The sequence below is a fragment of the Sphingomonas sp. SL1004 genome (assembly GCF_057815015.1).
The window spans coordinates 2,451,710-2,473,035 of the sequence record NZ_JBYMUX010000001.1; the positions used below are offsets into that span (position 1 = coordinate 2,451,710).

The following is a 21,326-nucleotide window of genomic DNA, read 5'->3' on the forward strand; positions in this document are numbered from 1 at the left end:
GTTACCGCACCGACCAACGCCCGAATGCGTCAGCCAGGCTGGCTCAGTTCATCAGTTTCCAGCCGGTTATGCGATCCACGGTGACCTGCGTGACCGCATGATAGCCCGGCCGCGCCTTGCCGTAGATGTCCATCGCCAGCTTGTGGCCCCAGTCACCCGATTCCATCATCTGCTGGAACAGCGGCGCGACGAATTTGCGCCTGCCCTGCGAGGTCAGGAACTGCTCGGCCGACGCGTCGGCGGGCGCATAGTGATTGGCGAGCGCGAGTTGCAGCCAGGCGAAGCGGATCTCGGCATTGCCGGTGGTGTTCCAGCCGAACGCGGTATCGAGCGCCTTCAACCGCTCGGCCGGGAGTTTGCGCGGCAATTGCGTGATGAAGCGCGTGATCTCCTGCGTGGTCGCCTTGCCGGGAACGGCGGACACCGGACCGCCGGCTGCGTACGCCTTGGCCGCCGCATCGACCGCGGGGAAAGCAGCGGACGTCACGTGCACCGCGTTCGCCGGAATACCGGGGCTGTAGACCCACGTGTCGACGCCGATCGTCTTCGCCTCGGCGGGGGTCAGCAGCTTCGACTTGAGGTCGGTGAGGAAGCCGGCGCTGGTCTGCGGCTGGAAGGCGTGGCGGTCGAAATAGCTTCGAAGATACGCGTCCCACCGTGCGCGCCCGACCTGTTTCTCGATCGTGCGGAGGAAGGCGGCGCCCTTGTCGTAGGCGATCTGCGTCATGCCGTCGTCGGGATCGCGCGCGGCGTCGAGATCGAGGTGGAGTTGCGTGTCCTTCGCCGCGGGGCCACCGGCGTCCTTCACCGCGGCGAGCATGTCGGTCCAGGCGAGGTCGGCCTCCATGTCGGCGCGGCGCTTGCCGTAGAGCGCCTCCATGATCCGGTTCTCGAAATAGCTGGTGAAGCCTTCGTTGAGCCAGAAATCGTCCCACGTCGCGTTCGTCACGAGATTGCCCGACCAGCTGTGCGCGAGTTCGTGCGCGATCAGCGAGACGAGGCTGCGGTCGCCGGCGATCGCGGTCGGCGTGGCGAAGGTGAGCGTCGGGTTCTCCATGCCGCCGAACGGGAACGAGGGCGGCAGGACCAGCACGTCGTAGCGGCCCCAGCGATACGGGCCGTACAGCCCTTCCGCGGCGGCGACGAACTTCTCGAGCTCGCCGAACTCGTACGCGGCCTTGGGCAGGGTCGCGGGTTCGGCCCAGATCCCGGTGCGCGGCCCGGTCGACTTGAACGCAATGTCGCCGACCGCGAGCGCGATCAGGTACGGCGCGACGGGCTTGTCCATCTTGTACTGGAACGTGCAGCGATCCGCGACGCAGGTGGGCTTGCCGGTCGCGAGCCCGCTCATCACCGCGGTGAGTTGCTTGGGAACGGCAATCTTCGCTTCCCAGGTCTGGCGGATGCCGGGCGAGTCCTGCGTCGGGATCCAGCTGCGGTTGAGGATCGCCTCGCCCTGGCTGAACAGGAACGGCTGCTTCTTGCCCGCGGTCTGCGCCGGCGTGAGCCATTGCAGCGCCTTCGCATCGGGGGACGAGGCGTAGGCGATGCGGATTTTCTTGGCGCCGTTGAGCGTGACGGTCAGCGGTGCGCCGTGGATCTTGTCGATCGCGCCGACCGAGTAGGGGAGCGGCTTGCCGGCGGCGTCGGTGATGTTGACGATCTTCAAGCCGTTGTCGTCGAGCACAAGTTTCGCGCCCGGCTTCGCGAGGATGTCGAGCGTGGCGATCCCGCGAATGACGTGAGTGTCGAAGTCGGCGGCAAGATCGAGCGCGACGTGCGTGACGCGGGCCTCGGCGGGGCGGGCGTAGCTGTGCGGATCACGCGCATCGGGGGTGGTGAGGACCGGTGCGACCGTCTGCGCGACGGCGGGGGATGCGAGGACGAGACCGAGGGCGGTGGCTAGGGCGGGGATACGCATGGGAACTCCGATGTCGCCGTTCCTCGATATCGGGACGGCCAAGCGTTGGTCCTACCGTGCGGGTCCCGTTGCTGGAAGGGCGGGACGATCGCCGTTTTGCATCCTCCCCCGCAAGGGGGAGGTGTCACCGAAGGTGACGGAGGGGGAGGACCCGGAACGGACGTTTCGCATGCCGCCCCCTCCGTCTGGCAAGAGCCAGCCACCTCCCCCTTGCGGGGGAGGATCGTGTGAGGCTTTCGTTAGCGTTCGGTAATTGTGCCCGTTGCCAGTCGCGCCAACCGGGCCTCATGCTCCACCCGCCCGAACGGGAAGCGCGAGAAGAAGTACGCCGAGACGCACGCCAGCACGATGTAGAGGCCGGCGTAGATCAACGTCAGCCGGTCGATCGTGCCCACCGGCACCGTCCCCGGCATAGCCTTGGCCGGGAACCCCGCCACCGCGAGGATCATCCCCGCGAAGAATATCCCGATCCCGCTCGTGCATTTCTGGACGAAGAACGAGCCCGCGAAGAACACGCCTTCCGACCGCCGGCCCGTCTTCGCCTCCGAATCCTCGACCACGTCGGCCATCATCGACGCGCCGAGGATGAACCCGGTGACGTTCGACGCGGTGCCGAGGATGAAGAAGCCGAACAGCATCGGCAGTAGCGTGGGCTCGCCGACCTCGGGAAACACGCCGAGCATCCGCAGCCAGTACGGCGACGTGTTGAGCGCCGCGCCGAGCAGCACCGCGCCCATCGCCGCCTTGGGCTTGCTCCCCGTCCTGCCGAGCCGGGGCGCGGCGAGGAACGCGAGGAACACGCCCGAGAACAGCGCGATCGTCAAATAGACGAACACCGGCCCCTTGAAGCCCCACACATAGGTGTAGAGGTAGTTCGACATCGCGTAGCTGATGCCCTGGATCGTGTAGGCGCAGACGCCCGCCGCCATCAGGATCGCGAACGCGCGGTTCTTCACGGTCTGGCGGAGTTCGGCGAAGGATTCGCGCAAAGTCTGGCGGACGATCGGCGGGTTGGGGAGGTGCTTGATCTCGTGATGCGTGCCGAGCGCGGAGACGAGGATCGCTACGCCGATGAACAGCGCGCCTGCTAATGCGAAGCCGCTATAGCCGGCGCGGTTGAGCAGGCCGTTCGGGAACGCCGCCGTCGGCGCGAGGAAATACTGGTACGCCGACAACAGCATCAGCAACCCGCCGACCCAGCCGAACAGATAGCGATACGCCATGATCCGCGTGCGCTCGTCATAGCCGGAGGTGAGTTCGGGGGTCAGCGCGACCGATGGCACTTCGTAGCAACTCACCGCGCTGCGAACGAGCACTGCCACCGCGAACAACCAGATCAGCGTCTGCGGCTCCGACATGACCGAGGGCGGGTTCCACAGCAGGAGCCAGCCGATCATGATGGGGAGTGCAGACGCGTACATCCACGGATGCCGCCTGCCCCATCTGGTCCGCGTCCGATCGGAGAAGAAGCCCACCGCGGGATCGACGAACGCGTCGATCAGCAGCGCCATCATGATGACGAGGCCGACGGTGGCGGAGGGCAGCCCGACGACCTGGTTGTAGAACAGCAGCAGGAACGTGCCGAACCCGGCGTCCTTCACCCCGTACGCGACCGCGCCGAAGCCGTAGCTCGCCATCGTGCCGGTCGAGAGGCGGCGGGCGGTTGCGGTCATTTCAGTTTGTCGAGCAGCGCGAACAGCGAGGGTTGCGCAGGGTCCCAACTCGGCCGCGTGCCGATCGTCATGCCGCCATCGACCAGGATGTGCGTGCCGGTGATGAAGCTCGCGTCGTCGCTGGCAAGGAAAGCGACCGCGGCGGCGATGTCGTCGCCGGTGCCGGTGCGGCGGATCGGCTGCGCGTCGGCGGCGATGTGCGCGATCATCGCGTCCGCCTGCGACGTCTTGGCCGCGTCGAGTTCGAGCATGCGCGTGAAGATGTTGGTGACGATGAAGCCGGGCACGACGGCATTAACCCGGATTTTGTGCTGCGCGAGATCTGCGGCGGCCTGTTTGGTGAGGTGGAGCACGCCCGCCTTGGCGGTGGAATAGGCGGTCGGCGCGTAGCCGGTGCCGAGCGCGGACACCGACGAAGTGTTGACGATCGCGCCGCCGCCGCGTTTCGCCATCAGCGGTGCGGCATAGCGGATGCCGAGCGCGACCGAGCGCAGCAGCAGCGCCTGCGTGCGGTCCCAGTCCTCCGGGGAAATCTCGCCGATCGGATCGCGCGAGCCGCCCGCGCCGGCGTTGTTGAACAGGATGTCGAGCCCGCCCGCATCGTCGGCGGTCTGCATCAGAGCCTCGATATCACCGGCCTCCAGCACGTCGGTACGCTGGAACAGGATCCGCCCGCCGGACGCGTCGGCGATCGCGTGGCCGCCGGGCTCGTCGATGTCGCCGATCAGCACGGTGGCACCTTCGTCGGCGAGTCGGAGTGCGGTCGCCCGGCCGATGCCGGACGCGCCGCCGGTCACGACGGCTCGCTTGCCTGAAAACCTCACACGCTCTCTCCTGATCTTTTGGCGAGCATAGTACGGGCTTTGCACTCGTCAATGACGGCTGGTTCGAAAAACGGGTTTGCGGCGAGCGCCGCTCGGCGATACCAAGCAGGCAAACATTCGGAGGATGCGTGATGGATACGACCAACCTGTTCCGGCTCGACGGCCGCGTCGCGCTGATCACCGGCGGCAGTCGCGGGATCGGCAAGATGATCGCCGCCGGCTTCATCGCGCAGGGGGCGAAGGTGTATATCTCGTCGCGCAAGGCCGATGTGTGCGAGGCGGCCGCCGCGGAACTCGGGCCGAACTGCATCGCGTTGCCGCAGGACGTCTCGACCGTGGCAGGATGCAAGGCGCTGGCCGCGCAATTCGCCGAGCATGAGTCGAAGCTCGATATCCTCGTGAACAACGCGGGCGCGGCGTGGGGCGTGCCGTTCGAGGAGTTTTCGGAGGTCGGCTGGGACAAGGTCATGGACCTGAACGTGAAGTCGCCGTTCTTCCTCACGCAGGCGCTGCATGCGGCGTTGAAGGCTTCGGGATCGCGCGCAAAGCCGGCGAAAGTGATCAATATCACGTCGATCGACGGCCAGCGGCTGAACCCGTGGGAGACGTACAGCTATCACGCGTCGAAGTCGGCACTGATCTATCTGACGAAGCGGATGGCGGCGCGGCTGGTGACGGATTCGATCAATGTGACCTCGATCGCACCGGGGGCGTTTGCCAGCGACATGAACAAGGCGGCGCGCGATCACGGCGACGCTGTGGCGCAGGGGATCCCGGCGAAGCGCGTCGGCGTGGACGAGGATATGGCGGGCGCGGCGATCTACCTCGCCAGCCGCGCAGGAGATTATGTGATCGGGGAGACGATCACGGTGGACGGCGGCCTGGTGCACGCTTCGCTGGGGACGTCGATCGACGCGTAAGCCAATTCCCTCGCCCCTCCGGGGAGAGGGAGGGAGGAGCGCTTGCGACGGAAGGGAGAGGGGCGTTGGGATAAACCGTCCCGAGCCTCAAGCCCCTCTCCCTTCCCACGGCAAGCGCCGCGGGCCCCTTCCCTCTCCCCGTAGGGGCGAGGGAAATTACCGCGCGATGCCGCCAGCGGCGAGAACGGCCAGCGTAACCAGCTCGCTCGCGGTCGACGTCATCGGCGCAACCTGGACCGGCTTCTCCATCCCGATCAGCATTGGCCCGATCACCGAGTCCCCACCCAGCTCCCGCAACAGTTTCGCCGAGATGTGGGCGGACTGAAGCCCCGGCATGATCAGCACGTTCGCCGGCCCCGACAGCCGCGCAAACGGATAGTTCGCCAACTGCTTCGGGTTGAGCGCGACATCCGGCGCCATCTCGCCCTCATACTCGAACCCGACCTTCCGCCCGTCGAGCACCGTCACCGCATCGCGGATGTTATCGAGCCACTCCCCCTTCGGATTGCCGAAGTTCGAATAGCTCAGGAACGCCACGCGGGGTTCATGCCCCATCCGCCGCGCGACCGCCGCGGTCTGCTCGGCGAAGTCGGCCAATTGCTCGGCAGTCGGGCGCTCGTTGACCGTGGTATCGGCAATGAACACCGTGTGGCTCTGGCCGACCAGCAGGTGGATGCCGAACGGCGTCTTCCCCGCCGCCGGATCGATGACGCGATAGATCTGGCGCATCGTCTCGCCGTACGTGCGCGTGATCCCGGTGATCATCGCGTCGCCCTCGCCGAGCTGGAGCAGCAGAGCGCCGAAGATGTTGCGGTCCTGGTTGACCATCCGCTCGCAATCGCGGCGCAGGTAGCCGCGACGCTGGAGCCGCGAATACAGGAAGTCGACCATCCGCGGCACGAGTGGCGAGACACGGCTGTTGTGGAGTTCGAAGCTTTCGGGATCGGTGACTCCCAAAGCGCGCAGCCGGTCGGGCACATCGTCGCGACCGACCAGGACCGGCGTGCCGTAGCCGCCTTCCTTGAACGCGATGGCGGCGCGGAGGACGACTTCTTCCTCGCCCTCCGCGAAGATCACGCGCTTGGGATGCGCGCGGGCGCCTTCATAGGCCATCGACAACACCGACGTCGTCGGGTTGAGGCGGGCCCGCAACGAATGCCGATACGCTTCGATATCGAGGATCGGCTTGGTCGCGACGCCCGAGGCCATCGCCGCCTTGGCGACCGCGACGGGGACGACTTCCATGAGCCGCGGATCGAACGGCGCGGGGATGATGTACGCCGGGCCGAAGCTGTGGCTGACGCCGTACGCCGCCGCGACTTCCTCCGGCACGCGTTCGCGGGCGAGTTCGGCGATGGCGTTGGCGGCCGCGATCTTCATCGCGTCGTTGATGCCGGTCGCGCGGACGTCCAATGCGCCGCGGAAGATGAACGGGAAGCCGAGCACGTTGTTGACCTGGTTCGGATAATCCGAGCGCCCGGTCGCGACGATCGCGTCGGGGCGCGCGGCCATCGCCAGTTCGGGCCGGATCTCCGGCTCGGGGTTGGCCATCGCGAAGATGATCGGCGCGGGCGCCATGTCCTTGACCATCTCGGGCGTCAGCGAGCCTGCCGCCGAGAGCCCCAGGAACACGTCGGCACCGACCAGCGCCTCGGTCAGCGTGCGCGTTTCGGTGATCGCGGCGTGCGCCGACTTCCACTGGTCGACGCCCTCGCGGCCCTGATAGATCACGCCCTTGCGATCACAGAGTATGACGTTGTCGCCGCGCACGCCCATCGCCTTGACGAGTTCGGTGCAGGCGATCGCCGCGGCACCCGCGCCGTTGACGACGATCTTGACCTCGGACAGCTTGCGCCCGGTGAGCAGGCAGGCGTTGATCAGGCCGGCGGCGGTGATGATTGCGGTGCCGTGCTGGTCGTCATGGAACACCGGGATGTTCATCCGCTCGCGCAACGCCTGCTCGATGATGAAGCATTCGGGCGCCTTGATATCCTCGAGGTTGATGCCGCCGAACGTCGGCTCCATCAGCTCGACCGCATCGATGAAGCGGTTCACGTCCTCGGTCTTCAGCTCGATATCGATCGCGTCGACGTCGGCGAAGCGCTTGAACAGCACCGCCTTGCCTTCCATCACCGGCTTGCTGGCGAGCGGCCCGAGATTGCCCATGCCGAGGATCGCGGTGCCGTTCGAGATCACCGCGACGAGGTTCCCCTTCGCGGTGTAGTCGTAGACGGTGGCGGGATCGTCGTAGATCGCCTGCACCGGCACCGCGACGCCGGGCGAGTATGCGAGCGCGAGATCGCGCTGCGTCGCCATCGGCTTCGACGCGATGATCTCGATCTTCCCCGGACGGCCTTCCGAATGGAAGAGCAAGGCTTCGCGTTCGGAGAATTGGAGCGTTTCGTCGGACATGGGCGGGCCTCGCACGGTCGTTAGGTTTGGAGGACCTTCTAGGCAGGTGGTCGGCATTCGTCACCCCGGACACTTCGCCCATGCCGGTACCATCGCGTAAACCACACCACCCCGGCGAAGGCCGGGGCCCAATTGGAAAGGCCGGAATAACGACGGACCGCGCTCTGTTATTACCGTCCCCCAATTGGGCCCCGGCCTTCGCCGGGGTGGTGCTGGTGCGGGGTGGTGCTGGTGCAGGGTGGTGCCCTCAAATTCCTTCTCCCCCTCGGGGAGAAGGTGGCGCGCCTGCGCCGGATTAGGGGTGGTTGGGGTGCGTACCCAAGCCTCACTCCCCCTCACCCTCCCACGCTATGCGCGGGCCCCTCCCTCTCCCCGAGGGGAGAGGGGTTTTATGGGGCGCGCCTTTTCGCTAACCGCCTCGTGATGTCGCACCCCGCCCCTACCCCCATGATGACACAGTATCTCGGCCTGAAGGCGGAGGCGCAGGACTGCCTGTTGTTCTACCGGATGGGCGATTTTTTCGAATTGTTCATGGAGGACGCGCGGATCGCGGCGGGGGTGCTCGACATCGCGCTGACCGCGCGCGGCGAGCATGAGGGCAAGCCGATCCCGATGTGCGGCGTGCCGGTGCATGCGGCGACGGTGTACCTGCAACGCCTGATCAAGGCGGGCCACCGCGTCGCGATTGCCGAGCAGGTCGAGAGCCCGGCGGAAGCCAAGGCGCGCGGCGGATCGAAGGCGCTCGTCGCCCGCGCCATCGTCCGGGTCGTGACCGCGGGGACGCTGACCGAGGAGGCGCTGCTCGACGCGCGCTCGGACAATTGGTGCGTGGCGATCGGCGAGGCTGGCGGGTCGGTGGCCATTGCCGCGGCTGATGTGTCGACAGGGCGGTTCGAGATCGTCGAGGTTGCGGGGGATGCGGTCGAGGCGGAACTTGCGCGGCTTGGCGCGGCCGAAGTTGTCGCGTCGGAGGCCAGCGCTTTCGAAGAGGCGGCGACGACGCTGCGGCCGAAAATCGATTTCGACAGTGGCGCGGGCGAGACTCGGCTGAAGCGGCTGTACGGCGTGGCGACGCTCGACGGGTTCGGGCAGTTCGGGAGCGCGGGGCTCGCCGCGGCGGGCGGGCTTGTGGCGTATCTCGAGCATAATGCGAAGGGCGCGATGCCCTTCCTCCGCCCCCCGCGGATCGGCCGCGCGGCGGAGACGATGGCGATCGACGCCGCCACCCGCGAGAGCCTGGAACTGACCTGCACCACCGGCGGCGTGCGGAAAGGGAGCCTGCTGAATGCGGTCGACCGGACCGTGACGGGAGCCGGCGCGCGATTGCTGGGGGCAGATCTCGGCGCGCCGTTGATGGACAAGGCGGCGATCGATGCGCGGCTCGATCTGGTGCGGCTATTCCATGACGACCAGGCGGCGCGCGAGCGGTTGCGCTCGACGTTGCGTGCCTTGCCGGACATCGGCCGCGCGCTCGGGCGGCTGGCGGCGGGGCGTGGCGGCCCGCGCGATCTGGGGCAGTTGCGCGACGGGCTCGACGGTGCCTGGAGCCTCGGCGAGCGGATGGACGCGATCGTCGATCCGCCGGTGCTGCTCCGAGACATCGCGCCGAGATTGCGCGGACACGGCGCGCTGATCGATCTGCTCAAGCGCGCGCTGGTGCCGTCGCCACCGATCGAGGCGTCGGACGGCGGCTATATCGCGGCGGGCTATGACGCCGCGCTCGACGACCTGCGCGATGCGGGCGCTGGCGGACGGCGCGCGATCGCCGCGCTGGAGGCGGAGTTCCGCACCGCGACCGGCGTCACCGCGCTGAAGATCCGCCACAACGGCGTGCTGGGCTATCATGTCGAGGTCCCCGCGCGGGCCGCGGATCCGTTGATGAAGCCCGAGAGCGGCTTCACGCATCGCCAGACGCTCGCGGGCGTGGTCCGGTTCAACACCCCTGCCCTGCACGAAGTCGCGGCGAAGGTGTCGCAGGCCGGCGCGCACGCGCTGGCGGCGGAGGCGGCGCATCTTGAGGAACTGACCGCGCAGGCTTTGGCGGGGCGCGAGGCGATCGCGGCGACGGCGGATGCGCTCGCGCGGCTCGATGTCGCGGCTGGGCTGGCGGAGCGCGCGGCGGAAGGCGCCTGGGCGCGGCCTTCGCTGGTCGATCACGCATGCTTCGAGATCGAGGGCGGCCGGCATCCGGTGGTTGAGGCGGCCGTGGCGAAGTCGGGCGATCGGTTCGTCGCCAACGATTGCAATCTGTCGGAAAGTTCGCGGCTGTGGCTCGTCACCGGCCCGAACATGGGCGGCAAATCGACGTTCCTGCGCCAGAACGCGCTGATCGCAGTCCTCGCGCAGGCCGGGTCCTACGTGCCCGCGACCAAGGCCACCCTGGGTCTGGTCGACCGGCTGTTCAGCCGCGTCGGCGCGTCGGACAACCTCGCGCGTGGGCGGTCGACGTTCATGGTCGAGATGGTCGAGACGGCGGCGATCCTCGCGCAGGCGACGCCGCGGTCGTTCGTGATCCTCGACGAGGTCGGGCGGGGTACTTCGACGTATGACGGCTTGGCGATCGCCTGGGCGGTGGTCGAGGCGATCCATGAGGATAATCGCTGCCGGTGCCTGTTCGCGACGCATTATCACGAGCTGACGCGGCTGGCGGAGCGGTGCGAGGCGCTGTCGCTGCACCACGTCCGTGCGCGCGAGTGGAAGGGCGAACTGGTGCTGCTCCACGAACTCGCCGATGGGCCGGCAGATCGGAGCTACGGGCTGGCGGTCGCGCGGTTGGCGGGGATGTCGCCGGTAACGGTGGCTCGGGCGAAGGCGGTGCTGGCGAAGCTAGAGGCCGGGCGCGCGAAGACTGGCGGTATTGCGGCGGGGCTCGACGACTTGCCGTTGTTCGCGGCAGCCGCGCAGGTCGAGGAGGTGGCGTGCGACGTGTTGCGCGAGGATCTGGCGAAGCTGGATATCGACGCGATGAGCCCGCGGGAGGCGCTGGAGGCGCTGTACCGGTTGAAGGCGTTGGCGAACGAGGGCTAGCCCTCCAACGATGTACAGCCCCCGTCATGCCGGACCCTTCGGCTTCGCTCAGGAGAGCCTCGTTCCGGCATCCACTGGTCCGCACATTCGAGAGAATTGAGTGTGCGGGCCGGTGGGCCCCGGCCTCCGCCGGGGTGACGGGGTTTATGGTGACGAATGTGGCGGGAAATTCGCTCCGTCGCGTCCTAGTATCTCACGATACGTCGATGCTAGGCGGCGGCCGGATTAGCGGAGTGCCGAGCGTTGGGCGGACATCATCACGGACATGACCATTCGCATGGTCACTCACACGGCGGAGGCCACTCGCACGGGGGCCACAGCCACGCCCCGGCGTCGTTCGACCGCGCGTTCGCGATCGGCATCGGCCTCAACATCGTGTTCGTCGCGGTCGAGGCGATCGTCGGCCTGCGGATCGATTCGGTCGCGTTGCTCGCCGATGCCGGGCACAATTTGTCCGACGTGCTCGGCCTCGTCGTCGCCTGGGGCGGGACCATGCTCGCGCGCACTGCACCGACCAAGCGCTTCACCTACGGGCTGAAGGGCTCGACGATCCTCGCCGCGCTGACCAACGCGCTGCTGTTGCTGGTCGCACTCGGCGCGATCGTGCTGGAGGCGTCGCAACGCTTCTCCGATCCCGCCCCGACCACCGGCCTGACCGTATCGATGGTCGCGGGCGTCGGCATCGCCGTCAACGCGATCACCGCGTGGATGTTCGCGCGCGGGCGCAAGGGCGACGTCAACATCCGCGGCGCGTATCTCCATATGGCCGCGGACGCGCTGGTCTCGGCGGGCGTGGTGATCGCCGGCCTCGTGATCTGGCGCACCGGCCTCACCTGGATCGATCCGGCCGTGAGCATCGTCATCGCGATCCTGATCTTCTGGCAGACCTGGGGTCTGTTGCGCGAAACCGTCGAGATGTCGCTGTCCGCCGTCCCCCGCGGTATCGAATTCGACCATGTCGACGACGCATTGTGCGGCTTGCCCGGCGTGAGCGAAATCCACGATCTCCACATCTGGCCGATGAGCACCACCGAACCCGTCCTCACCGCGCACCTCGTGATGCCCGCCGGCCACCCCGGCGACCAATTCCTCAGCGATGCGCGGACGATGCTGCACGACACATTCGGGATCGGCCACGCGACGTTGCAGGTCGAGACGGGCCACGGCCATGACTGTTCGATGGCTGACGCAACGACCGTCTGAATTTGGCGGTTTGAACTTTTCCGGGTCGGTGCGGGTTACCTTCGCATAGATCAGGAGTGAATTTATGAAAAAGCATCTTATCGCCGCGCTGATGTCCGTCGCCGTCGCGGCGCCGGCGATGCTGCCGACCGCAGCGACTGCACAGCGTCACGACGATCGTCGGGACCGTGACGATCGTCGCGGCGATCGCAACGATCGTGGTGATCGCAACTGGCGTGGTGACCAGCGCAACTGGGATCCCTCGCGCAGCTACCAGAACGGCAATTACCGCGAGCGCCGTCTGGGTCGCAACGACCGCATCTATCGCGGCAATGACGGCCGCGCCTATTGCAAGCGCAACGACGGCACGACCGGTCTCGTGATCGGTGCACTCGGCGGCGGCGCGCTGGCGAACCTGATCGGCGGCGGTACGCTGGGTACGCTTGCGGGTGCCGGTGGCGGCGCACTGCTCGGCCGCTCGGTCGACCGCGGCAACGTGAAGTGCCGCTGAGCCTTTAACCGGGTTTGGAAATGACAACGGCGGCCGAGCGATCGGTCGCCGTTTTTGCGTCTGCGCTATAGGCCGTTCGTGCGGAGCAAACTCGAAGCACCTGCGCCTTGGTCAGACCCTTCGACTCTGCTCAGGGCGAACGGACGTGTCTAGTAGGCGCGTGCTACCGCGAACTCGACGGCTTCGACCATAGCGTCCTTGGCCTCGCCGTTGGGGAAGCCGCCGATCGAGTCGATCGCGCGCTGGCCGTAATGGCGGGCCCTTGCGAAGGTGTCGTCGATCGCACGGGTCGAACGGATCAGGCGGATCGCGTGCTGCAGGTCCGCGTCGCTGTCGCGGCGACCTTCGACCGCATCCTTCCAGAATGCGCGATCCTCGGCCGAGCCGCGCGCATAGGCCAGGATCACGGGAAGCGTCATCTTCCCCTCGCGGAAATCGTCGCCCGCGTCCTTGCCCATCGTATCCGCGTCCGAGACGTAATCGATCGCGTCGTCGACCAGCTGGAACGCGATGCCGAGGTTGCGGCCATAGGCGTCGAGCGCGGCTTCCTCCGCTTCGGGGCGCTCGGCGACGACCGCCGAAATCCGGCAGGCGGCCGCGAACAGCGCGGCGGTCTTCGCGCCGATGATGTCGAGATAGCGCTCCTCGCCGAGATCGACGCGCCGCGCGGCGGTGAGCTGGTTGACCTCGCCCTCGGCGATGACCGCACTGGTCGAGGACAGGATCTTCAGCGCCTTGAGGCTGCCCGCCTCTACCATCAATTCGAAGCTGCGGCTGAACAGGAAATCGCCGACCAGCACGCTGGCCGGGTTGCCCCAGATGATGTTGGCGGTGCGCTTGCCCCGGCGCAGGTCGGAGCCGTCGACGACATCGTCATGGAGCAGCGTCGCGGTGTGGATGAACTCGACTGCGGCGGCGAGCAGGTGATGCTGCGTGCCGGTATATCCGATCAGCCGCGCGCTCGCGAGCGTCAGCATCGGCCGCATCCGCTTGCCGCCGCCGGCGATCAGATGCCCGGCGAGTTCTGGGATCAGCGGGATCTCGGACTCCATCCGGCCGCGGATCACTGCGTTGACCTGGTCCATGTCGCCCGAGACGAGCTTGACCATCGGGTCCAGCGAGGGCTGTGACTCGGGATTGGGACGCAGGGTGTCGAGGCGGTGGACGGTGGCGCTCATCTGCCCGAGCCTCTGACGCCTATGCCCCTGCAAAGCAACCCTTGCCGGGTCTTGCCGGCCCTTGCCGGCCCTTGCCCATCGCGCGTCGCGCCCGCAAAAGGCGCTCCGAACCAACGAAAGGGTGCGTGGATGGCGGACGAACTGCTGAACGGATACCGCCAGAGCATCGACAATATCGATGCGGCATTGATCCATATGCTCGCGGAACGCTTCAAGGTGACGCAGGCGGTCGGTCGGCACAAGGCGACGCACGGCCTGCCCCCCGCCGATCCAGGTCGCGAAGAGCGCCAGATCGCGCGGCTGCGGCAACTCGCGGCGGATGCGCAGCTCGATCCGGAGTTTTCGGAGAAATTCCTGCGCTTCATCATCGACGAGGTGATCCGCCATCACGAGCGATTGGCGCACGACCAAGGGTGAGGCATTCTAATCCTCCCCCGCCAGGGGGAGGTGGCTGGCCCTTGCCAGACGGAGAGGGAGGTAAGCGATGACCGCTGTTGCGTGGCCCTCCCCCTCCGTCGCCTTCGGCGCCACCTCCCCCTGGCGGGGGAGGATCTCGGATTTCAGAGACAGTCCGTGACGAAAACGTCACGCACTCTCCACCAGACGATCATCACGACTGGCGCAATCGGCGGCCGATGAGGGGCTTTCGTGTCATTCTGGTCGGATTCGCGGTCATCGTCCTCGGCGCGGTCGGGGCGATGGCGTGGCTCGGCTATTTCGGCGGACCGTTGTTTACCGATGTGCCGGCGACCGCGCCTCGCAAGCGGTTCGCCGCAGTCCTCTTGTCCAGCGACATGGGATTGCGCGCGGGCGTGGCGCCCGCGGTCATGCGGCGGCTGGCGGCCGACGGCGTGTCGGTCGTCGGGGTCAACACGCTCACCTATCTGCGCAAGACCAGGACGCCGGCGGAGATCACCGCGTTGATTGCGCGCGCGGAAGTGCGGGCCATGCGTCTGGGCGCTACCGAGCGAGTCGTGCTGATCGGTCAGTCGTTCGGCGCGGACATGCTCCATGTCGGGCTGGTCGACCTGCCACCGAGCCTGCGCGCGAAGGTGACCAAGGTCGTGCTGATCGTGCCTGAGAATACCGTCCAGTTCCGTGCGTCGCCCAATGAGATCTTCGATTACTGGACGCCGACAATCGCCGCGATGCCAACCGCGCGGCAGCTGACCTGGGCGCCGCTGCTGTGCATTCAGGGCAGGGAAGAAGCCGATAGCTTGTGTCCGCTGCTGAAGCAGCCCAATGCCCAGGTCGTGGCTCTGCCGGGGGGGCATCCGCTTCACCGCGACGTCGATGCGCTCTACGCTACCGTCTCGCGGTTCGTATTCGCGCAGTAAGGATGAATCGATGATTCCCGCATTGATGGCGCTCGCGATGGCCGCGACCGGTTCCGCCCCCGCCACCGCCGCCTCCGCCGCCGCCGCCGCCCCGCGGGTGGAAGGCGTCTGGCATAATCCGAAGAACAGCGTGGCCGTTAAGACGGGTACGTGCGGCGACAAGCTGTGCGGCTGGGTGGTCCGCGCGACCGACGAGGCGCAAGCCGATGCGCGCGATGGCGGCACGCCCAAGCTGATCGGCACGGCGTTGCTGCGCGAATATCGCCCGAGTGGTCGCAACAAATGGTCGGGCCAGATCTTCGTGCCCGACATGGGCCGGACCTTCGGATCGACGCTGGCGCTGGTCGATGCGAACACGATCTCGGTGAAGGGGTGCCTGATCGGCGGATTCCTCTGCAAGACGCAGATCTGGCACCGCGGTTGACGCGCATGTCGAGGATACGCGACTGGATCGCGCACCGCCAGGGGATGCTGATCGCGCTGGCGGTGCTGGTCGTGGCGGTGCTCGGCTTCGCGGCGATCCACAAGCTGACCGCGGAGATCCGGCTGTCCGAAGTGCGCGCGGCGTTCTCCGCACTTGGCTGGCCGCAGCTGTCGGTGTCGATCGGGCTGACCGTGGTCAGTTACATCGCGCTGACCTTCTACGATTCCATCGCTTTGCAGGTGATCGGCCATCCCTTGCGGTGGCGCACCGCGGCGGTGGCGTCGTTCACCAGCTATACGATCAGCCACAATCTCGGTCTCGCGATGCTGACCGGCGGCTCCGCGCGGTACCGCGTCTACAGCCGCGCCGGGCTCGACGAAGCCGCCGTCGCCCGCGTCGTGCTCATCGCGGGCGTCACGTTCTGGGCGGGGGTGATCACCGTCGCGTGCCTGTCGATGGCGATCCATCCGGGAATGCTGCCGATCGTCAAGTGGACGATGCCGCCGCTGCTGGAGCGGTGCATCGGCAGCACGATCCCTCTGGCGATGGTCGGGATCGTGCTGCGCTATCGGCGTGGCGGGTCGCTCGCGGTGTTCGGCTGGCGATTGCCGTTGCCGAACTGGCGGCAGGCGCTGGCGCTCGTGCTGGTCTCGACCGTCGACCTGGCGGCGGCGAGTGCGGCGCTGTTCGTGCTGCTGCCGAACGCCTCGCCCGAGCTCTATCCGGTGCTGTTCCTCGGTTATGCGGTCGCGATCGTCGTCGCGCTGATCAGCCATGTGCCGGGCGGGCTCGGCGTATTTGAGGCGGTGATCATCGCGACGATGCCGCAGGACAATGCGACGATCCTGGCCGCTTTGTTGGCGTATCGCATCATCTATTACGTCGCGCCGCTGATCCTGGCGGCGGTGCTGATGGCGTTCCACGAGGGACGACAATGGCGGAACAAGGGGCGAGGGCGCGGGTCCGGCCCACTCACGATCGCGCTTCCCCTCGCGCCGCTCCTGCTCGGCGTGCTGGTGTTCATGAGCGGTGCGATGCTGCTGGTATCGGGCGCGCTGCCCGCCGCGCCCGGTCGCATGGACGCGCTGGCGACGATCCTGCCGCTGCCGATCAGCGAGATGGCGCATGTCGCGGCGAGCCTCGTCGGCGTCATGCTGCTGCTGGTCGCGCTGGGGCTGTACCGGCGGCTCGACGGGGCGTTCTGGGCGGCGCGGACGTTGCTCGTCGCCGGCGCGCTGCTGTCGATCGCCAAGGGCCTCGATTACGAGGAAGCGACGATCCTGCTGCTTACCGCCGCCGCGTTGCAGTGGACGCGGGCGGCGTTCTATCGGCGGACGCGGCTGACCGCCGAGCCGCTGTCGCCCGAATGGCTGGTCGGGGTCGGTGCCGCCATCGGCCTGTCGGTGCTGATCGGCTTCTTCGCGTACCGCCGGGTCGGCTATTCGAGCGACCTGTGGTGGCAGTTCGAGACCAACGCCAACGCCTCGCGCTTCCTGCGCACCAGTCTCGCAGTCGGGCTGTTGCTGATCGGTGCGGCGATCTGGCGGCTGTTCGCGGCGGCGCCCGTCCCGATGGTCCACGACACGCTGCCCGACGACGTAGCCACTGCCGCGCTCGCGCATGCCGATCGCACCGACGCGATGCTCGCCTTCACCGGCGACAAGCGCTTCCTGGTGTCGGACAGTGGCGATGCGTTCCTGATGTACCAGGTGAAGGGCGCGAGCTGGATCGTGATCGGCGATCCAGTCGGGCCGAGCGAGGCTTGGTCCGAACTCCTCTGGGCGATCCGCGCGCGCGCCGACGCCGCGCAGGGCCGGCTGATGCTGTACCAGATCAGCCTCAGGATCGTGCCGATCGCGATCGAGATGGGCTTGAAGCTGGTCAAATACGGCGAAGAGGCGACCGTCGAGCTCGACCGCTTCACGCTCGACACGCCCGACATGCGCAGCGTGCGCAAGGCGAGCCGCGTCGCCGAGCGTGCTGGCGCAGAATTCACGGTCGTTCCCGCCGCCAACATGCTCGCGATCATCCCCGAACTGCAGGCGATCTCCGACTGGTGGCTCGCCGACAAGGATCATGCCGAAAAGAGCTTCAGCGTCGGTCGGTTCGAGCCGGGATACATGGCGAAGTTCGACTGCGCGGTAGTGCGGATCGAGGGCAGGATCGTCGCGTTCGCCAACGTCTGGGGCACGCCGAACAAGCAGGAGCTGTCGGTTGACTTGATGCGCCATGCCGAGGACATGCCACAGGGCGGCATGGACTTCCTGTTCACGCGGCTGATGCTGTGGGGGCACGAGCACGGCTATCGCAATTTCTCGCTGGGAATGGCGCCGCTGTCGGGGATCGAGGCGCGGCGACTGTCGCCGACCTGGTCGAAGGTGGCGGCGTTCCTGTTCCGCCACGGCGAGCGCTTCTACGGGTTCGCCGGCCTGCGCGCGTACAAGGAGAAGTTCCGCCCGAACTGGACGCCGCGCTACATCGCCTCGCCGGGCGGCACCTCGCTGCTGCGCGGGCTGATCGATTTGCAGGCTTTGGTGAGTCGGTAAGGCTTGCTAGGGCGGCTCCATGAGTTTCCTCCTGGCAATCGAAGGCGCCGACGGCGCGGGCAAGGCCACCGCCTCGGCATTGGTGGTCGAGCAGTTGCGCGCCGCCGGCCGCACCGCCGACGTCGTGTCGTTCCCGCGCTATACGGAAACGGTCGGTGGCTGGGCGCTGGGCGCGATGCTGGCGGGGACCTTGCCGCGTGGCACGTCGCCGAAGGCTGCGGCAGTTCTTTACGCGCTCGACCGGATGGAATCGCGGGATCACCTGCTGGCGACGATGGCGGCGAACGAGGTAGTGGTGTTCGATCGCTATATCGCGTCGAACATGGCGTATCAGGCCGCGCAGGTGCCCGCGGACGAAGCCGACGCGATGATGGCATGGATCGCCGACCTGGAAACGGGCTCGTTCGCGCTGCCGAAGCCCGACCTGTCGGTGTATCTCGACACCCCCGCCGCAATCGCCCGCGGGCTGATCCTGAAGAAGCGCAAGCGGTCCTACACCGACGATGCGTTCGACGCCTATGAGGCGGATACCGGGCTGCAGGACCGGGTCCGGACGAATTATGCGGCGATGGCGGAGGCAGGTTTGCTCGGGCGCTGGGCCACCGTTTCGACGGTAACTGATGGCGCGTCGCGCTTGCCCGCAGAGATCGCAGCGGAGATCGTCGCCCTCCTCGGCTGACGCCGCTGGACCACCCCGGCGAAGGCCGGGGCCCAATTGGGAAGGTCACAGTAACGACATCCGACGCCCGCCAAGCGTCGTGCCCCAATTGGGCCCCGGCCTTCGCCGGGGTGGTAATGCGGTTGCGCGTGCGCGCGTGTCACAAATCCCTCTATTCGTTTCAAAACTTCTCGTTATGTAGCGCGACTATATAACGAAGGGGTGACGACAATGCGGGGACATGATTTCGCGCGGCTGAGTGCCGTGCTGCTGGCGACGACATGCCTGCCGATGATGGCAGACGCGCAGACCAGCGCCGCCAATCCGGAACAGACCCGCACCGAGGGCAGCGTTGCACAGCCTGGCGCCGACCCGGACACCTCGATGGAAGTCATCGTCACCGCCCGCCGCCGCGCGGAAAACGTGCAGAAGATCCCGGGCTCGCTGTCGGTCGTCGGTGGCGCCCTGCTCGACCGGTCGTACACCGTGAACACGCAGCAGCTCTCGCAGCTCGTCCCCGCGCTGAACTACAGCTCGGCCAACCCGCGCAACACCGCGTTCACGATCCGCGGTCTCGGCAGCAGCGTCGTCGCGGTCAGCCAGGCGAATGACGGGCTCGAGCCCGGCGTCGGCTTTTATGTCGACCAGGTCTATCACGCACGCCCCGCGACCGCCGCGTTCGACTTCAGCGACATCGAGCAGGTCGAAGTGCTCCGTGGCCCCCAGGGCACGCTGTTCGGCAAGAACTCGACCGCCGGCGCGATCAACATCACCACGCGAGCTCCGACCTTCACAACCGAAGGCGAGGCCGAGATCAGCTATGCGAGCTATAATTTCCTCCAGGTGAAGGGCGCCGTCTCGGGCCCAATCATCGGCGACACGCTGGCGGGTCGCGTGTCGGTGGTCAGCACGCGCCGCGACGGCGTGATCGACAACGTCGTCACCGGCCGCGACCAGAACGGGATCGGCAACCAGGCGATCCGCGGGCAATTGCTGTTCCGGCCTTCGGAAGTGTTCCAGGTGAAGGTCAGCGCCGACTTCACCAACTTCCAGAGCAACTGCTGCACGCAGGTCTATTACAACGTCGCCACCCGCCCGACGAGCGGTGCCAGCGGCGCTGTATTCCGCACCGCGACGCGCCAGTTCGGCGGCCCGACCGGCCTCGCAGCGCAGTTCGGCTATGCACCGCCCAGCACCAATCCGTACGATCGCAAGACCGACATCGACGCCGCGCTCGGCGTCGATACCAACGAAGGCGGCGTCGGCGTGATCGCCGACTGGAACCTCGGGGCAGCGACGCTCACCTCGGTCAGCGCCTGGCGGTTCTGGAACTGGGATGCGGCGAACGACCGCGACTACACCAGCATCCCGATCCAGATCGAACAGCACATCCCGTCGCGCCAGGACCAGTATAGCCAGGAACTCCGCCTCGCCTCGAACGGTGACCACAAATTGAGCTATGTCGGCGGGCTCTACTTCTTCCGCCAGCGCGTGATCGGCCGACCGATCTCGATCTACGGCCCCGCCGCCGCCCGCTACCTGATCGGTACGACCACCCCGACGCCGGTTCCCGCCGGCAGCCCGGCACTGCCCGCAACCGCTGTGCCGAGCAACCTGCTCGACGGCTACGGCACCGACGGCCGCACCGATTTCCGCTCGGACAGCTATGCCGCATTCGGCGAAGTGAACTGGAAGCCGGTCGATCGCCTGACGCTGACTGGCGGCCTGCGCTACACCTATGAGGAGAAGGAGGGCACGTACGACACCTTCACCTTCGGCGGCCTCCAGACCACCAACGCCGCGCTCAATGCCGCCAAGCTGTCGATCCTGCGCGGCCAGAACTACGCCGCCAGCGACAAGGACGGTGCGCTGACCGGCCGCGCCAACATCGCCTATCAGGCGACCGATGGCATCCTCGCCTATGCCAGCTACGCGCGCGGCGAGAAGTCGGGCGGGATCAACATGTCCGGCCTGCCTCTGAACGACCAGAACCTGCCCGCGATCGGCACCGCGGTCGTCCGCCCGGAGAAGAATACCGCGTACGAAGTCGGCTTGAAGACGCAGCTGTTCGACAATCGTCTCATCTTCAACGTCGATGGCTATTATACGCGCGTCACCGACTTCCAGACCAACGTCACCGACACGCGCGCCGCCGCCGCACTGCGCACCTATCTCGCCAACATCCCGAAGGTAACGGTCCGCGGCTTCGAGGCGGACGCGACCGCGCTCGTGACGCGCAACCTGTCGCTGCGCGGCAGCGTCGCCTATGCCGACGGCAAGTTCAATTCCTACCCGGCGGCGCCCTGCCCGATCGAGCGGATCTTCAACACCGCCGCGTTCTGCGACCTGTCCGGCCAGCGCCTGTCGAGCCTGCCGCGCTGGTCGTACACGCTCGGCGCCGATTACAACCAGCCGATCGCGGACATCGGCAGCGGCTTCGTCCATGTCGATTCGAATACGCGCACCCGCCAGTTCGGCGATCCCTCGGGCTCGGCGTTCACGGTGATCAACGGCTATACGATCGTCAACGGCAGCATCGGCTTCCGCTCGAAGGAAGGCTGGGAACTCGCCGTGTTCTCGCGCAACCTGCTCGACAAGGACTACATCCAGAACGTGACGATCCAGGCGGGCAATTCCGGCCTGATCCTCGCCACGCCGAGCGACCCGCGCACGATCGGGCTTACGTTCCGCATCAAGCAGTGAGTATGAGGCG

15 protein-coding genes are annotated in these 21,326 nt (G+C 67.1%); 10 read left to right on the forward strand and 5 right to left on the reverse strand.

Annotated elements, in window-relative coordinates; all coding sequences use genetic code 11:
• Window positions 1–43: 43 nt before the first annotated feature.
• The 3 genes from AC3D24_RS11105 to AC3D24_RS11115 all read right to left on the reverse strand — a co-directional run bounded on the left by AC3D24_RS11105 (window position 44) and on the right by AC3D24_RS11115 (window position 4,418).
• Window positions 44–1,921, reverse strand: a complete 1,878-nt coding sequence (locus AC3D24_RS11105; protein ID WP_489030621.1) for a M1 family metallopeptidase — start codon at window positions 1,919–1,921, stop codon at window positions 44–46.
• 239 nt (window positions 1,922–2,160) lie between these two features.
• The gene (locus AC3D24_RS11110) at window positions 2,161–3,594 is read right to left on the reverse strand and encodes an MFS transporter (RefSeq protein ID WP_489030622.1); all 1,434 of its coding nucleotides are present in this window, start codon (window positions 3,592–3,594) and stop codon (window positions 2,161–2,163) included.
• On the reverse strand, window positions 3,591–4,418 hold the full coding sequence (locus AC3D24_RS11115; RefSeq protein ID WP_489030624.1) for an SDR family NAD(P)-dependent oxidoreductase: 828 nt from the start codon (window positions 4,416–4,418) through the stop codon (window positions 3,591–3,593). The genes AC3D24_RS11110 and AC3D24_RS11115 overlap by 4 nt, the downstream gene beginning before the upstream one ends.
• Window positions 4,419–4,549: 131 nt before the next feature.
• On the opposite strand from AC3D24_RS11115, the gene AC3D24_RS11120 reads away from it, so the two are divergent.
• Window positions 4,550–5,338, forward strand: coding sequence for an SDR family NAD(P)-dependent oxidoreductase (locus AC3D24_RS11120; RefSeq protein ID WP_056061017.1), 789 nt, complete (start codon window positions 4,550–4,552; stop codon window positions 5,336–5,338).
• Between the two features lie 156 nt (window positions 5,339–5,494).
• Here the strand turns inward: AC3D24_RS11120 and AC3D24_RS11125 are convergent, their stop codons facing one another.
• Window positions 5,495–7,750, reverse strand: a complete 2,256-nt coding sequence (locus AC3D24_RS11125) for an NADP-dependent malic enzyme (RefSeq protein WP_060526371.1) — start codon at window positions 7,748–7,750, stop codon at window positions 5,495–5,497.
• Window positions 7,751–8,197: 447 nt separating this feature from the next.
• Between AC3D24_RS11125 and mutS the strand changes: the two genes are divergently transcribed.
• From mutS to AC3D24_RS11140, 3 genes are all read left to right on the forward strand, one after another.
• A complete protein-coding gene (gene mutS / locus AC3D24_RS11130) occupies window positions 8,198–10,777 on the forward strand; it encodes a DNA mismatch repair protein MutS (RefSeq protein WP_489030627.1) in 2,580 nt (859 codons plus the stop codon).
• 243 nt (window positions 10,778–11,020) lie between these two features.
• A complete protein-coding gene (locus AC3D24_RS11135; protein ID WP_489030629.1) occupies window positions 11,021–11,980 on the forward strand; it encodes a cation diffusion facilitator family transporter in 960 nt (319 codons plus the stop codon).
• Window positions 11,981–12,044: 64 nt separating this feature from the next.
• Window positions 12,045–12,470, forward strand: a complete 426-nt coding sequence (locus tag AC3D24_RS11140; RefSeq protein ID WP_423326341.1) for a glycine zipper 2TM domain-containing protein — start codon at window positions 12,045–12,047, stop codon at window positions 12,468–12,470.
• 149 nt (window positions 12,471–12,619) lie between these two features.
• Here AC3D24_RS11140 and AC3D24_RS11145 read toward each other — a convergent pair whose 3' ends face one another.
• Window positions 12,620–13,648 (reverse strand): polyprenyl synthetase family protein, encoded by a 1,029-nt coding sequence (locus AC3D24_RS11145; protein ID WP_489030632.1) that lies wholly within the window; start codon window positions 13,646–13,648, stop codon window positions 12,620–12,622.
• Between the two features lie 129 nt (window positions 13,649–13,777).
• Between AC3D24_RS11145 and AC3D24_RS11150 the strand changes: the two genes are divergently transcribed.
• The 6 genes from AC3D24_RS11150 to AC3D24_RS11175 all read left to right on the forward strand — a co-directional run bounded on the left by AC3D24_RS11150 (window position 13,778) and on the right by AC3D24_RS11175 (window position 21,316).
• Entirely contained in the window at window positions 13,778–14,065 is a 288-nt protein-coding gene (locus AC3D24_RS11150; RefSeq protein WP_489030634.1) for a chorismate mutase, read from the forward strand.
• A 218-nt stretch (window positions 14,066–14,283) separates the two neighbouring features.
• Window positions 14,284–14,985, forward strand: a complete 702-nt coding sequence (locus AC3D24_RS11155; RefSeq protein WP_489030635.1) for an AcvB/VirJ family lysyl-phosphatidylglycerol hydrolase — start codon at window positions 14,284–14,286, stop codon at window positions 14,983–14,985.
• 10 nt (window positions 14,986–14,995) lie between these two features.
• Entirely contained in the window at window positions 14,996–15,409 is a 414-nt protein-coding gene (locus AC3D24_RS11160) for a DUF2147 domain-containing protein (protein ID WP_489030637.1), read from the forward strand.
• 5 nt (window positions 15,410–15,414) lie between these two features.
• Entirely contained in the window at window positions 15,415–17,955 is a 2,541-nt protein-coding gene (gene mprF / locus AC3D24_RS11165) for a bifunctional lysylphosphatidylglycerol flippase/synthetase MprF (protein ID WP_489030639.1), read from the forward strand.
• 19 nt (window positions 17,956–17,974) lie between these two features.
• Complete coding sequence (locus AC3D24_RS11170; RefSeq protein ID WP_489030640.1) at window positions 17,975–18,634, forward strand: nucleoside/nucleotide kinase family protein; 660 nt, start codon at window positions 17,975–17,977, stop codon at window positions 18,632–18,634.
• Window positions 18,635–18,844: 210 nt separating this feature from the next.
• Window positions 18,845–21,316 carry a TonB-dependent receptor gene (locus AC3D24_RS11175; protein WP_489030642.1) on the forward strand — a complete coding sequence of 824 codons (2,472 nt, stop codon included), beginning with the start codon at window positions 18,845–18,847 and terminating at the stop codon, window positions 21,314–21,316.
• Window positions 21,317–21,326: the final 10 nt, after the last annotated feature.